Genomic DNA, 14,569 nt, shown 5'->3' with positions numbered 1-14,569 from the left:
AAACCCTTTCTTAAATAATTTCATCCAAAAGCTCATCGGGATCGAACAGCATATTCCCTTTAGCGTCAACCTCAATTTTTCCTTCCTTCTTCATCTTCGTTAAGGTTCGACTAACGGTTTCACGAGTAGTCCCGATCATATTGGCCAAATCTTTATTGGTGAATTCCCCTTTTAAGCAAATGGTTCCATCCTCCAGCTCTTGCCCATGGCTTCTCCCGAGGCGAACGAGAAGCTTAATAATCTGCTCATACGTATTATTTAGGACTTGGGCCTCGAGGCGCTCCTGCAAGTCGACAATCTTTTCACCTAGCACCTTGAATACCTTAATGCAAAGCTCTGGATTTTCGATGAGAACATTTTCAAACTGAGAAATCGGTACTACGACAAGGGTGGCATCCTCAATCACCTCAGAAAAAGCGGGATATCCTCCTTTTCTAAAAAAGCCGACATGGGGAAACATTTCTCCGTTTTTAAGAAAGTTGACGATTTGCTCCTTGCCCGCAATGTCACTTTTATAAATTTTGATTTTGCCGTCGTAGATAAAATACACATTTTCTAAATTATCGTCCTGCATAAAAACATGCGTGCCCTTTTTAAATTCTCTCGAAATGGAAATATTGACAATTTCTTGAAGCTCTTGATCATTCAAATCTCGGAAAAGAGTAAATTTAGATAATACTTCTTTTATATCTTCCTGTCTCATAATACACCTCAATGTTTTACTTCTATTAATATTGTACCAGAGTGAAAAAGTCATTTCTATTCGTGAGGCGCAAGGGATGGACAAAATTTTGGGGCAGGGGTCTATTTTTTCGAACGTTTATTCGCTAGAATGAGAATGACAGGGATATTCAAAAAGAGGTGAAACCAATGAAGGTTCGTAAAAGCCTACAGGAGTTTTTGAAACAATTAAAGCTGGATGAATCATTTAAAGAGAATATCGTTCATTGGCACACGATAGAGGAAAAAGAAGCCGAGACGGTGGAGTTGCCGTTAAACATACACCCTAAACTAGCTGATGCCTTGCAAAAGAGAGGCATTAACCAGCTATATACCCATCAAAGATCCGCCTATGAGGCGGTACGAGCGAATCAAAATATCGTAGCCGTAACCCCTACTGCATCTGGAAAGACGCTTTGCTACAATCTTCCTATCCTTCAGTCGATTGTTGAGGATGATCGAGCAAGAGCTTTATATATTTTTCCAACGAAGGCACTCGCCCAGGATCAGAAAAGCGAAATCAATGAACTGATTCAAGAAGCTGATTTAATGATTAATAGTTATACATATGATGGCGATACAGAGAGCTCGATTCGTGAAAAGGTTCGAAAGGCGGGCCATATTGTCATCACGAATCCAGACATGCTTCATTCTGCCATATTACCCCATCATACAAAATGGGTTTCCTTGTTTGAGAATCTCAAATTTGTGGTCATTGATGAACTCCATATTTATCGAGGCGTATTCGGAAGCCATGTCGCAAATGTGATTCGAAGACTAAGAAGAATTTGTAGATTTTACGGAAGCAATCCCATTTTCATCTGTACTTCTGCAACGATTGCCAATCCATTGGGGCTTGCTGAAGCATTGACTGGTACCCCAATGAAGCTGATCGATAATAATGGTGCACCAAGTGGAAGAAAGCATTTTCTCTTTTACAATCCACCGATTGTTAATAAGCCACTTAATATAAGGAGAAGCGCCACGCTCGAGGTACGTAAGCTAGCGGGTGAATTATTAAAAAATCGCATTCAAACGATTGTTTTTGCAAGAAGCCGCGTCCGAGTAGAGATTCTCCTAACCTATTTACAGGAGCTCGTCAAAAATCAGCTTGGTCCAAAGGCAATTAGGGGCTATCGTGGAGGCTATTTACCGACGGAAAGAAGAGCGATTGAAAAGGGGCTCAGGAATGGTGACATATACGGGGTCGTTAGTACGAATGCATTGGAATTAGGGGTGGATATCGGTCAGCTCCAGGTCTGTGTGATGACGGGCTATCCGGGCTCCATTGCGAGCTCCTGGCAGCAGGCCGGTCGCGCTGGTCGTAGGCATAGCGAATCCCTTGTCATCATGGTCGCAAGCTCAAGCCCTCTTGATCAATATATCATAGAGCATCCTGATTATTTCTTTACGAAAAGTCCAGAAACGGCGCGAATCAACCCTGATAATTTGATTATCCTGATTGATCATATGAAGTGTGCTGCCTATGAGCTCCCCTTCCAAAAAGGGGAAGCATTTGGTGCTTTTGAAACGGAGGAAGTGCTAGAGTATCTCGTAGAGGAAAGGGTGCTATTTCAAAACGGAGATAAGTGGTATTGGATGAATGATTCTTTTCCTGCTCATAATATCAGTCTTCGATCGGCCTCACAGGAGAATATCGTCATTATCGACCAATCCAATGTGGCTCATGTAAGGGTCATAGGGGAGATGGATCGGTTTTCTGCCATGACCCTTTTGCATGAAGAAGCGATTTATCTTCATCAAGGTATTCAATATCAAGTTGAAAAGCTAGACTGGGAGGAGAAGAAAGCTTTCGTTCGCGAGGTGGACGTTGATTATTTTACCGATGCGAATCTTGCAGTTGAACTAAAGGTTCTCAATATCGATAAGAGTCGAGCCAAGAATCAAGTGGAAATTGGCTTTGGTGATGTTAGCATTCTTGCAAAGGCAACGATTTTTAAGAAAATAAAATTTGACACGCATGAAAACATCGGCTCCGGTCCAATCAGTCTACCTGAGGAGGAGCTTCATACAAGTGCTGCCTGGATTTCCATCGGGGAGGACGTGCAGAATTGGTCTGAAGGAAGAATGGAGCAGGGATTAGTGGGGGCGGCCCATGCACTCAAATTTATCGCACCTATTTTTGTTATGTGTGACCCCTCAGATCTTCATGTGGTGCCACAGGTAAAGGCCATCCATAATGAAAGGCCGACGATCTTTTTCTATGACCGCTATCCAGGAGGGGTTGGATTAAGCGAAAAAATCTATGATGGAATCGAGCAGGTATTAACTGAAGCGATGGAGAGGATTAATCGCTGTCAGTGTGCGGATGGTTGTCCGTCATGTATTGGTACGGCTTCATCCAGCGAAAATGTCAAGCAGGATGTGCAGAGCATCCTCAAAGGATTCGTCCATGCTTGATAGCGATAGGAAGTGAACTAATGTCTTTTCGTACGAAACTAAAACATTTACAGCCCCATCTGCAAAATGAGAAGGGCAAAGAGGAGAAGCCTCTCCTCAAAAAGCAAGTTGAGGCTTCCGCTAAGCTCGAAATCCCATTTCTAGATGTGTGGGAAAAAGAACGAGTGAAACCTTATTTTTACGATGAACATTATTGTTTCATAAGGGAAAAGGAAATTCCGATTGAGGAGCCATACGGTAGATACTCGTTTTCTCAATTTATTGAAGCAGTGGAAGCGTGGAATAGCAGCACCTCCAATCATCCCCTCTCAGCAAAAGGCTTTCGACCTAGTGACTTATTTTTCTTTGACACGGAGACGACAGGACTTGGTGGCGGTGCCGGGAACTCGATATTTCTATTAGGCTATGCATCCTTGCAAGGAGATAAGATTGTGTTACGACAGCATCTATTACCGCAGCCTGGTGCCGAGATTCCGCTTTACCAGAGCTTCTTGGAGAAAATTGACTACACCACACTTGTCACGTATAACGGCAAGGCCTTTGATTGGCCCCAGGTCAAAACAAGACATACGCTCATTCGCAAGCATGTTCCCAGACTTCCATCCTTTGGTCATTTTGATTTATTTCATGCCGCCAGAAGGCTTTGGAAGCATAAGCTTGACCGCTTGAAGCTCTCAATTGTAGAAAAAGAGGTTCTAGGCATTGAAAGAATCGATGATATACCAGGCTTTTTGGCACCTATGATTTATTTTGACTTTGTAGAAAGCAAGAAGCCTGATGGGATATTGGGAATTATGAAGCATAATGAAATGGATATTTTATCATTAATTACCCTTTATACTCATTTAACCTTTCAACTGTTGAATATCGATGAACAAAGAACTGTTAAGGAGGGTTTTGAGGTGGGGAGATGGTATGCCGCACTTGGAGAAACAACGGCAGCTACGGAAATTCTCTCGGAAATAGCTGAAGGGGAGCATATAGATGCTCTCGAAGCGAAGTACGCCCTTTCCATGCAGCTAAAAAAACAGCAGGAATGGGAGCGTGCAATTGTTCTTTGGGAGGAGCTTGTTTTATCAGATTCTAGCCAAATGGCTTATGATGCCTGCACCGAGCTAGCCAAATATTTTGAGCATCGGGCAAAGAATATCGCTCAAGCGCTGAGTTATTCAGAGCAAGCTTTGCTCATCCTCAAGGCAAGCAAATTACCGCCTAGCGACCAAAAGCTAGCGGAGATAAACAAAAGGCTATTTCGGCTAAAAAGAAAACTAAAAAGCCATTAAAAAACCCAGAAACCCCATAATTTTCCTAGTTGTCTAAACAAGCGAATACAGGTAAAATGATGATTGGAACTTTATTTAAGGCGAGTGGGTAAGAAGTGCAAAGAGTCATTTTATTATTATTTTTTGTTTTGATAGGCTTAACGGCCGTCATTTTTTCCAGTTTGAAGGATAGTTTTTATTCTTTTTTTTAATCTCTTACACTATAGCCCGGTTCAGTGAAAATAGGTGTATTGATTAGTACAAGATACACTCCTCTATCATAGGCTGTTAATGTAACGATAACACTATGAGAGGAGATTATTTAATGTTTTGTAGACCCAATATTTTGCCTACAATTGTTCATCCAACAAAGTGCTGTGTGAATCAAACATTTTCGAACAACATCGTTCCACACGTTCATCCAACACATACAACAACTGTAAACCATATTAATTTTCAACATCAGCATTATTTCCCACAGTCTTACTCAGCTGTGAATGAGGTTACTCATCAACATTTTGCTGCACCTCCTGGGCCAGTAGTTCCTAGCCCGCCATTCGGAGCAGGACCGTGTGTTTGATAAAAAGAAGAAACAAGGGCATTTTATTGCCCTTGTTTTTACATAAATTTCCCCACAGAACATAAACATGATAAGGAGTATGCTAGTAGTTTGTCAAAGGTTGTTGTAATATCAGGATATAAGCCTCATGAGCTAGGGATTTTTGGAATGAATCATCCGAGCATATTTTATATTAAGACTGCCATCAAAAAACAAATTCGTTCTCTATTAGAGGATGGCCTGGAATGGGTGGTTATTAGCGGGCAATTAGGGACTGAGCTTTGGGCAGCCGAGGTTGTGTTTGAATTGCAGGATGAGGGTCATCATGAGCTACAGCTTGCTGTCATTACTCCCTTCCTTAATCAAGAGGAGAATTGGAATGACGAGAAGAAAGAATGGTATGAGTCGATCCTTATGCAAGCAGATTATGTGGATTCGATCACAAAGAAACCATATGAGAAGCCATGGCAATTTCGATTGAGGAATCAGTTTTTGCTAGAAAAGAGTGATGGTCTTATTCTTTTCTATGACTCGGAGCGAGAAGGAAGTCCTAAATATTTGTATGAGTCGGCTTTAAACTATCAACAACAAAACGATTATCAAATTTATTTCATTGATTTTTTTGATTTACAAGAGATTGTGGAAGAAGAACAGATAAAAAAGATGGATTTCTAAATTGATTATGTTATCCTACATAAGAAAAATTGACAAAGCTACATATATTTGAAAAAATAAGAATAACGATTGGCGTAGTTGAGGTGATAGTCATGATTACGGATAAAATTAGATTAACAGCTAAGGATATATTGGAAAAAGAGTTTAAAACTGCAATGCGTGGTTACAAGCCAGAAGATGTTGATAAATTTTTGGATATAATCATTAAGGATTATGAAACGATGCAAGAAGAAATTGATGAGCTTAGGCAGGAAAATGCAAGATTGAAGAGACTTGCGGAGGAGTCTTCTAAACGGCCCGCGCCTACACCAGCTAGCACTGCAGGAACCACTAATTTTGATATTTTGAAAAGACTCTCAAATTTAGAAAAGCACGTATTTGGAAGTAAGCTGTACGATTGAAGAGACGCTTCCTCTTTACCATTATTAAACATTGCTTTTTGCTAAAAACTTTCATATAATAAGCAATGTAGCATTTGTTAATAGCGTTCGGGTAATCGCTGCAAGGAGCTTACAGCAAATTGTAGAGGAAAGTCCATGCTCGCACAAGCTGAGATGCTTGTAGTGTTCGTGCCTAGCGAAGTCATAAGCTAGGGCAGAAGAGGAATCTTCTGACGGCAGGGAAAATGCCTAAGTCCTTTGGATATGGCATGACTACCTTTAATGTGCCACAGTGACGTAGCCTGTTCAGAAATGAATAGGGTGGAACGAGGTAAACCCCGCGAGCGAGAAACCCAAATTATGGTAGGGGCACTTTCTCTAAGGAAATGAACGAGGAGAAGGACAGATTCACTTGAATCTGTAGATAGATGATTACCACCGGAGTACAAGACGGGAGTCGCTTGTAGTACGAAGGTACAAAACATGGCTTACAGAACGTTATTCATAACAAGCATAAGTGGATACGAAAAAGCTCTCCGTCTTGGAGAGCTTTTCTTATAAACTTATAGCTTGTATGAACAAATGCTGCATCTCCCTTCTGACTTTCTGTTGAGATCTGTCCAAAAAGCGAAAATGAAACATATTTGACATACATAACATTTTAAACATACATAAGTTTATGGTTAAATGTAGTTAGAAATAATAATGCGCATATAGTGAAAACCAGCAATGGAGGTTTTTCTGTGTTGAAGGACGACTTAGTGAGGAAAGTCGGTTGCAAAGACGTGCTAAATGAGAGGCAGCTCTCAGCAAAGGTTCTTGAAAATATTAGTGAAGGTGTCATCATAGCGGATGAAAAGGGGAGCATTTTATCCGTAAACCCGGCGTTTGAAATCGTTACTGGATATAGTGAAGAGGAAGTACTTGGTAAGAATCCGAGCATGTTTCAATCTGGCATTCATGGGCCAGAATTTTACAAGGTAATGTGGGAGGAAATATATAGTACAGGAAAGTGGAAGGGTGAAATTTGGAATAAGAAAAAAAATGGGGAAGTATACCCAGAATGGTTAACGATCAGTTCCATTACCGATCAGGATGGAAAAATTACAAATTTTGTAGCTGTTTTTTCCGATTTAACCGGAAGGAAACATACCGAGGATAAATTAAGAAAATTAGCTCATTATGACACCTTGACAGGTGTAGCAAATCGTTATTCATTAAATACCCGTTTGGAAAGCTTGATCCAAACTGCTTTGAAATACAAGCAGCAGCTTGCCATTTTGTTCCTTGATCTGGATCGTTTCAAGCATATAAATGATACCCTTGGCCATAGCTATGGAGATATGCTTCTCAAAGAGGTTTCCCTCCGTTTAAAAGGGCTGATTAAAAACAAGGATATCATAGCTAGACTTGGTGGAGACGAGTTTGTCATTGTGCTCACCAATATTAAGCATCCGAAAGAAGCCGTTCATGTGGCAGAGGATATCATCCATTCATTAGCCCGCTCGTTTTTATTACACCAGCATGAAGTTTACATTTCCACTAGTATTGGAATTAGTTTTTTTCCTCTTGATGGACTTACTATGGAGGCATTATTGCGCAATGCTGATAAGGCCATGTATAAAGCAAAATCAAGTGGAAAAAATCAATATGAGCTTTATCATCACGAGATGCATAAGAATGAATCAAAGATCATGCAAATGGAAGTGCTTTTACGAAAGGCCATTGAAAATGATGAATTCTTTCTAGTTTATCATCCTCAGGTTGATATGAAATCAAAACAAATCGTTGGTGTTGAGGCTCTTGTGCGCTGGAAGCAGAAGGAACTAGGCATTGTTTCACCTGGAGAGTTTATTCCTTTAGCAGAAGAAACGGGGCTCATTATTCCAATTAGTGAATGGGTGATCAAGAAGGCCTGTGAGGATATTTTAAATATTCATCTCAAAGGGTATTCAAATATGTATGTTAGCATAAATATTTCAGCATTGCACTTTAACCATGATTCCTTTTTTAGATCAATTGAAGCCATATTTGATCAGGTGAATGTTGATCCACGTGCAGTTGAATTCGAGCTGACGGAGAGTATGATTATGCCGAATGCATCGGAAACCATTGGCAAGCTAGTCAAGCTTAAGAAGCTTGGTATTAAGCTATCCATCGATGATTTTGGAACTGGCTATTCATCATTAAGCTATTTGAATCGTTTTCCGCTTGACACATTAAAAATTGATAAGAGTTTTATTGGAAAATTAGGAATTTATCAAGATGATTCTTCGATTGTAGAAGCGATCATTTCCATTGCCCATCGCCTAAATTTGAAGATTGTGGCTGAGGGTGTTGAAAATAAGAAGCAAATGGACTTCCTGTCCAGGGAGAACTGTGATCGAATTCAAGGCTTTTATATAACAAAGCCGATTCCTTATCCCGAATTGCTGAACTTTCTAGAAAATTGGGATGAAGACCTATTAAATTAAGGGTGAAGCTATGTCAAAATATCAACTAATTGCTACGTCTGCCATGGGATTAGAGGCTCTCGTAGCAAAAGAAGTAAAAGCTTTAGGCTACGAATGTACAGTCGATAATGGTCGCATCAATTTTGAGGGGGACGAGCTGGCGATTGTCCGTAGTAATCTTTGGCTTAGAACAGCAGATAGAATCAAGCTGAAGGTCGGGGAGTTCAAGGCAACGACCTTTGATGAGCTTTTTGAAAAAACGAAGGCTCTACCATGGGAGCAATTTCTTCCTGAAAATGCTGAATTTCCTGTATCAGGGAAATCTGTAAAATCCAAATTATTTAGTGTTTCTGATTGTCAGGCGATTGTCAAGAAAGCGATCGTAGAAAGATTAAGAAATAAATATAAAAAAACAGGCTGGTTTGAAGAAAATGGACCTCTTTTTAAGATTGAGGTTTCGTTGCTCAAAGATACGGCACTAATCAGTATTGATTGTTCTGGTGCTGGACTACATAAAAGAGGCTATCGGGCAGGTCAAGGGGAGGCGCCAATTAAGGAAACGCTGGCGGCGGCTCTTATCATGTTAACGAATTGGACCCCGGAACGCCCCTTTGTTGATCCTTTTTGCGGGTCAGGTACGATTCCGATCGAAGCAGCGTTAATGGGTCAGAACATTGCACCTGGCTTTAATCGTGAATTTGTATCAGAGGCCTGGGAGTGGATTTCAGAGCAAACATGGGAAGAAGGAAGGAATGAAGCGGAGGATTTAGCAAACTATGATCAGCCGTTAGACATTACCGGTTCTGATCTCGATCATCGGATGGTCAAAATTGCGAGTGAAAATGCATTTGAGGCTGGGCTCGGTGACCTGATTACCTTCAAACAAATGCAGGTAAGGGATTTCCACACGACGAAGGAATATGGCGTCATTGTAGGGAATCCACCCTATGGAGAAAGACTGGGTGAAAAGGAAGCTGTCGAGAACATGTATCGAGAAATGGGGCGGGCGCTCGCACCATATGAGACCTGGTCTGTCTACATACTGACCTCAAACGAGAATTTTGAAGCTTGCTACGGGAAACCAGCGACTAAAAAGAGAAAGCTCTTTAACGGCTTCATCAAGACAGACTACTATCAATATTGGGGAAAGAGACCTCCAAGAAACAACAGGGAATAAACGCAGTAAATTTTGAATAGAATACTATTGTTATGAAAGGCTCTTTCTAACGGATTATGGTTATGTGGAAGAGCCATATCAAAAATGGAGATGGAGGATTGACAATGAGGTATTCTATTTTAGACTTTAATTCGATTGAACGTGCTCTAGCTGTTTCTATTGAAGCGCTTGGACATGAGGGGGATGAAACATCCCATCGTCTTGCGAGAGAACAGCTGATAAATGCTCGAGAAGAATTAAAGCGAGCCTTGTCATTTTCCATGTCTCATATAAACGGACAATAGGACGACAAAACCATAAAAGAAGGGGGCTGACTCTCGAATCAAACAAGAGGCAGTCTTTTTTCTTTTTCTTGATGGTACCTGGTACCGCCAGTAGACAAATAGGTAAATTTGTCCACGTGGGGTGGACAGTGAGTTAGGGAGGATACGATGCAAACGAGGTTACCTTTTTCGGTTTCGAAGTCAGAAACCTTTATAGATAAGTTAGGAGAATGGATCGGTGATGTGTTTTACGACATTTTGCCAGAGGCGGGATTTGAGCTAAGGGATGAGCAGATCTATATGGCCTTTCAGTTAGAAAAGGCATTTAAGGAAAAGAAGGTTATTTTTGCAGAGGCAGGAGTCGGAACAGGAAAGACGATTGTCTACCTCCTATACGCCATTTGTTATGCTCGATATACGAATAAGCCGGCTATCATTGCCTGTGCTGACGAAACCCTCATAGAACAATTGGTAAAAAAAGAAGGGGACATTGCCCGGCTTGAAAAAGCGTTGGATCTCAATATCGATGTCCGTCTTGCAAAATCCAGGGATCAATACCTTTGTCTTAATAAGCTAGACAAGTTGGTCACAGAGGGTGAGCCTTTTAGCACCGTGTATGACAGTCTCCCTGATTTTGTCCATCAAGAATCTTCCATGCAATCCTACCGGCATTATGGAGATAGAAAGGATTACCCTGAATTAACGAATGAGGAGTGGGCCGGGATAGGCTGGGACCCCTTGCAGGATTGCTTTACCTGTGACCAAAGGCATCGCTGCGGCCAAACCCTTCATCGAGACTATTACCGTAATGCCAGAGATTTAATCATTTGCTCCCATGATTTCTATATGGAGCATGTATGGACAAAGGAATCTCGCAAAAGAGAAGGCCAATTGCCGCTATTGCCAGAGAGCTCCTGCGTGGTCTTTGATGAGGGACATCTGCTTGAATATGCCAGTCAAAAGGCACTAACCTATCGCTTTTCAGAGCTGACATTGGAAACACTCCTCACGAGACTAATGGAGAATAATGTGCGGGAGAGGACCCTTCATATTATCGATGAAGCCCTCGTTGAAAATGAACGGTTTTTTCAAGCATTAGCACATACATCTGTAAAAAGTACAGATTCAGATAAACAAGCTGTAGTGAAGACAAGGGAGGTCCTGAGCTGTGGCAAAAACCTACAGCAGCTTCTGTTATCCCTTGAGGAAGAGCTTGTTTTTGAAAGCGAAATGTATGTCATAAACGAATATGATCTCAAAATTGTGGAAGAGTATTTAGAACAGATTACGTATTCTTTATCTCTTTTTCTTAAGGAATTAAAGGGGATCATTTGGTTTGAGGAAAACAACGAAGAGAGAACCTTAGTCATCATGCCGAGAATGGTTGAGGACATCTTGAGAGAAGAAGTCTTTTCACAAAGAAAACCATTTGTTTTTTCATCTGCTACCCTTTCTGAAAATGGCTCCTTTGAGTATATTGCAGGCAGCCTTGGAATTAAGGATTATCTTTCGTTCTCTGTTGCTTCTCCATTTGATTATGATGAGAATATGGAGATCAGAATGCCTGTTTTCTCAAACGGCCTAGAGGAGAAGCTCGCCTATACATTAGAAAGCTTGCAGGCGTCAAATGGGAGAGGTCTTGTACTCTTTACGAACGACGAGGATATGGTGAACTTTAAGGAATATGCTGTAGGAAAAACCAATTTTCCTCTATATTTTGAAGGGGATGCTGAAATCAGTACATTGGTGTCTCATTTTCAAAATGACGAGGCTTCTGTTCTTTGCACGACTCATCTATGGGAGGGGCTCGATGTTCCTGGACCATCTCTAGAAAATGTCATCATCTTTGACCTGCCGTTCCCGCCTTATGACCCTGTCTTTACGACCAAGCGGGAAGGAACCGACGATCCGTTTGAAGAAGTGGACATGCCTTATATGATTCTTCGCCTGAGACAAGGCATCGGTCGCCTCATTCGGACCCATGAGGATAAAGGGAAGGTTCACATATTGATCAATGAGGACATCGATCAGCAAACGATTGAAAAAATAAAACAGGTTTTACCGACGGAAGTTACTATCTAAACAAAAGAAGAGACAGCCCGCCGGCTGTCTCTCTCCTTTATCTGCCAATGGCCCTTAAGCCATCCTCTGTCATCCTTTCAGGAGTCCATGCTGGCTCCCAAACGAGCTGTACGTCCACCTCATCAATCTCTTCCATTTCTTCAACACAATATCTTACACCACTTACGATACTGTCATGAAGCGGGCAGCCTGGAGTTGTCAGAGTCATCGTAATCGCTGCGATCCGGTCCTCAAGCAAGGAAATATCATAGATCAATCCTAGGTCCACTACATTAATATTTAATTCAGGGTCATAGACTCTTTTCAAGTTTGTACGAATTTTTTCGATAAGTGCTACTTGTTCTTGTAGATTCATCGTGAATCCCTCCTATTTTTTCATCACGCTCATAATCACAGCACCAAAAATCACTGCCGCCAAAGTAACGATGGATTGACCGATATAGAAAAGAATACTAATTTTTAACACCAGTCCAATGGCAACGGCCAATACCCCAATCGTAAAAGCAATAAAGAGCGGCAGAGCAATTTTCTCGTTCATCATGTCCTTCAAGGAAGGAACATCTTTTTTCCCTATCACCTTCGAATACTTATGAGTCCACCACAGGAATGGAACAATTTTATACAAATACCCAATAATGCTAAAGGCAATCCAGAGCATTAAATAGGCAACCATTAAAGGACCAATGAAGCTTGTAAAATGGTTCGACAAAGCGGCTAAAAATGCTAGTAGGTGAATCACCTCTCCAAAGATGATCGCAAGCAAGGCAAAGCTAAATGGGCGATCGAGCTTTTTCTTGATTCTTTTTTGAATAATGGTATAAACATGGTAGGCAAAAAGGCTAAAACCGATAAGTAAGAAAAGCAATCCACCTTTTAGTAAAAGTGGTTGATCAAGGGCGAAGGAGCCTACCATGAAAACCAAACCTGACATATAAAAGCTGTACACATAACCCGCTAGCTTCATTGCAAAGCCATGGGCAAGCGAGAACATTGGTGCCATTTTATAGGAAAATCCAAAGATTAATAGTGTAAACCATCCAGCAGTCCCTAGAAGCAGGTGGCTATGGAATAGGAACGAATAATGGTCTTTGGCAAAGCCTGTTCTCATGCTGACAACCATCGTAATTCCGATCAGGATCGTTAAGAACAGACAAATTAACGCGGTGCCAACGAAAAGGGTTAGGATATTCGGTTTCGCTTGTTTTCTTAAGGTCATCCACATCTGCAAAAGAAACATAAGAATCCCTAAGAGCATCACGATACCAGGGATAAGTGCGCTTTGGGGCGCTGCATAAAGGGTGATGGCAAACCACACAATCCCAACTGCGGTCACAGTAAATTGAATAAACCCAAATTTTTCGTTCCAAATCGGCGTTAGAAAGGCTACAGGTACAAGCTGATACATCGCTCCCATTGCAATCATTAGAGCCCAGCCCAGTATAAACAAATGGGCGGCTGACCAAATGGCCGGGATCCGAAAACTCCCATTTAGAAGGGCTTCCCCTTGAAAAAGAAGAATGATTTGAGAGCCAACGATCGCAATGATGCTAAACAATATGAAGGAAAAAGGTAGTTTAATATTTGTTTCGCTACCCATATTTTGTGGTATCATGTCATCTCACTGTCCTTATTTCGTGATTTCAATCGTATAGCTACCATCCTCATTCGGTTCAGTGGTATGCTTATAGCCTAATTCATCTAATTGTTCATATAAGAACATAGGTCTGCGGTCATTGATAATTTTTAAGGTCTCACCCGTTTGCAGCTTTTCCAATGCCTTTAGAGTTCTCATCATTGGCTGTGGTGGTTCTAAACCTCGATTGTCCAACATCATGTACGCTCACCCCTTTTTTGTAAAAGTAATTTTCCAATGCTTCTTCTCAACTTCCTCTAGTTCATGCTCAAAGCCCTTTGCTTTTAGAATGGGTAAAAGAGGAGTTGGTTTAAAGGGTGCGTGAAGAATAAAGATATCTCCGGCCTCTAGACCTTTCACTGCTTCCATAATCTTTTGGAAGGGCTCGATCTTATTTTTTAGGTCCTCACGTACGTCCAATTCAATTATTTTTTTCTCCATTTTTAATATCTCCTTTATCTGTCATTTGTAGTTTAATGATAATCATTTTCATCCAACCATATCGTGATATGCATCACAATTGAACAAAAATATTTTTTTTGGCTGTGTGATGACACTCACTTTCCAAAAGAAAGAACCCATCTATACTTTTGATTGTAAGCGATAGGACAGAGAACATTTGAAGCCTATCTAATTTCAAAATGATATTGGAGTGATTGAAATGATAGAATTTGCAGCACAGGTGATTGCACCGAATTATCCACCAAAAGAGAAGCATCCAACCATATTGAATACCTTCGAATCTCTGAACCCAGGTGAATTCATGCTTTTGATTAATGATCATGATCCTAAACCATTAAGGTATCAATTCATGATTGAGAAGCCTGATGAGTTCTCATGGGAATATCTTGAGGAGGGTCCAGAGATCTGGAGGGTGGCAATCGGGAAAAAATAATGGGAGGAGAGAGCAGCTTATTGATTCTGCTCTCTCTTTTTTTCAACAA

15 protein-coding genes and 1 other RNA gene are annotated in these 14,569 nt (G+C 41.0%); 11 read left to right on the top strand and 5 right to left on the bottom strand.

The genetic code is table 11. From position 1 onward, the window contains the following. Positions 1 to 10 precede the first annotated feature (10 nt). Positions 11 to 703 (bottom strand): Crp/Fnr family transcriptional regulator, encoded by a 693-nt coding sequence (locus J2S07_RS07240; protein ID WP_307149745.1) that lies wholly within the window; start codon positions 701 to 703, stop codon positions 11 to 13. 167 nt (positions 704 to 870) lie between these two features. Between J2S07_RS07240 and J2S07_RS07235 the strand changes: the two genes are divergently transcribed. The 10 genes from J2S07_RS07235 (at position 871) to J2S07_RS07190 (ending at position 11,992) form a co-directional block, all read left to right on the top strand. Beyond that, positions 871 to 3,141: a DEAD/DEAH box helicase gene (locus J2S07_RS07235; RefSeq protein ID WP_307149744.1), complete on the top strand. Its 2,271-nt coding sequence runs from the start codon at positions 871 to 873 to the stop codon at positions 3,139 to 3,141. Between the two features lie 20 nt (positions 3,142 to 3,161). Further along, on the top strand, positions 3,162 to 4,424 hold the full coding sequence (locus J2S07_RS07230) for a ribonuclease H-like domain-containing protein (protein WP_307149743.1): 1,263 nt from the start codon (positions 3,162 to 3,164) through the stop codon (positions 4,422 to 4,424). 304 nt (positions 4,425 to 4,728) lie between these two features. After that, positions 4,729 to 4,983: a CotD family spore coat protein gene (locus tag J2S07_RS07225; RefSeq protein WP_307149742.1), complete on the top strand. Its 255-nt coding sequence runs from the start codon at positions 4,729 to 4,731 to the stop codon at positions 4,981 to 4,983. A gap of 90 nt (positions 4,984 to 5,073) precedes the next feature. Beyond that, on the top strand, positions 5,074 to 5,637 hold the full coding sequence (locus J2S07_RS07220; protein ID WP_307149741.1) for an SLOG family protein: 564 nt from the start codon (positions 5,074 to 5,076) through the stop codon (positions 5,635 to 5,637). A 92-nt stretch (positions 5,638 to 5,729) separates the two neighbouring features. After that, positions 5,730 to 6,038 carry a cell division regulator GpsB gene (gene gpsB / locus J2S07_RS07215; protein ID WP_307149740.1) on the top strand — a complete coding sequence of 103 codons (309 nt, stop codon included), beginning with the start codon at positions 5,730 to 5,732 and terminating at the stop codon, positions 6,036 to 6,038. Positions 6,039 to 6,121: 83 nt separating this feature from the next. Beyond that, positions 6,122 to 6,513, top strand: an RNA gene (rnpB, locus tag J2S07_RS07210) — RNase P RNA component class B. Positions 6,514 to 6,760: 247 nt separating this feature from the next. Continuing rightward, on the top strand, positions 6,761 to 8,491 hold the full coding sequence (locus J2S07_RS07205) for a putative bifunctional diguanylate cyclase/phosphodiesterase (RefSeq protein ID WP_307149739.1): 1,731 nt from the start codon (positions 6,761 to 6,763) through the stop codon (positions 8,489 to 8,491). Between the two features lie 10 nt (positions 8,492 to 8,501). Beyond that, a complete protein-coding gene (locus J2S07_RS07200; RefSeq protein ID WP_307149738.1) occupies positions 8,502 to 9,647 on the top strand; it encodes a THUMP domain-containing class I SAM-dependent RNA methyltransferase in 1,146 nt (381 codons plus the stop codon). A gap of 104 nt (positions 9,648 to 9,751) precedes the next feature. Further along, positions 9,752 to 9,931 (top strand): hypothetical protein, encoded by a 180-nt coding sequence (locus J2S07_RS07195; protein WP_307149737.1) that lies wholly within the window; start codon positions 9,752 to 9,754, stop codon positions 9,929 to 9,931. A 147-nt stretch (positions 9,932 to 10,078) separates the two neighbouring features. After that, positions 10,079 to 11,992, top strand: a complete 1,914-nt coding sequence (locus J2S07_RS07190) for an ATP-dependent DNA helicase (RefSeq protein ID WP_307149736.1) — start codon at positions 10,079 to 10,081, stop codon at positions 11,990 to 11,992. 37 nt (positions 11,993 to 12,029) lie between these two features. On the opposite strand, the gene J2S07_RS07185 is transcribed toward J2S07_RS07190, so the two are convergent. From J2S07_RS07185 to J2S07_RS07170, 4 genes are read right to left on the bottom strand one after another with little or no spacing between them, the layout of a single operon-like run. Continuing rightward, positions 12,030 to 12,347 carry a metal-sulfur cluster assembly factor gene (locus tag J2S07_RS07185; protein ID WP_307149735.1) on the bottom strand — a complete coding sequence of 106 codons (318 nt, stop codon included), beginning with the start codon at positions 12,345 to 12,347 and terminating at the stop codon, positions 12,030 to 12,032. 12 nt (positions 12,348 to 12,359) lie between these two features. Continuing rightward, a complete protein-coding gene (locus tag J2S07_RS07180; protein WP_307149734.1) occupies positions 12,360 to 13,604 on the bottom strand; it encodes a hypothetical protein in 1,245 nt (414 codons plus the stop codon). 15 nt (positions 13,605 to 13,619) lie between these two features. Beyond that, complete coding sequence (locus J2S07_RS07175) at positions 13,620 to 13,826, bottom strand: DUF2249 domain-containing protein (protein ID WP_307149733.1); 207 nt, start codon at positions 13,824 to 13,826, stop codon at positions 13,620 to 13,622. Positions 13,827 to 13,832: 6 nt separating this feature from the next. Next, on the bottom strand, positions 13,833 to 14,066 hold the full coding sequence (locus tag J2S07_RS07170; protein WP_307149732.1) for a DUF2249 domain-containing protein: 234 nt from the start codon (positions 14,064 to 14,066) through the stop codon (positions 13,833 to 13,835). A 220-nt stretch (positions 14,067 to 14,286) separates the two neighbouring features. Here J2S07_RS07170 and J2S07_RS07165 point away from each other — a divergent pair, with 220 nt between their 5' ends. After that, a complete protein-coding gene (locus tag J2S07_RS07165) occupies positions 14,287 to 14,520 on the top strand; it encodes a DUF2249 domain-containing protein (RefSeq protein WP_307149731.1) in 234 nt (77 codons plus the stop codon). Positions 14,521 to 14,569 lie beyond the last annotated feature (49 nt).

This window comes from Anoxybacillus andreesenii (assembly GCF_030813005.1).
GTDB classification, from domain to species: domain Bacteria; phylum Bacillota; class Bacilli; order Bacillales; family Cytobacillaceae; genus Robertmurraya; species Robertmurraya andreesenii.
This window is presented reverse-complemented; position numbering and strand designations above follow the sequence as displayed.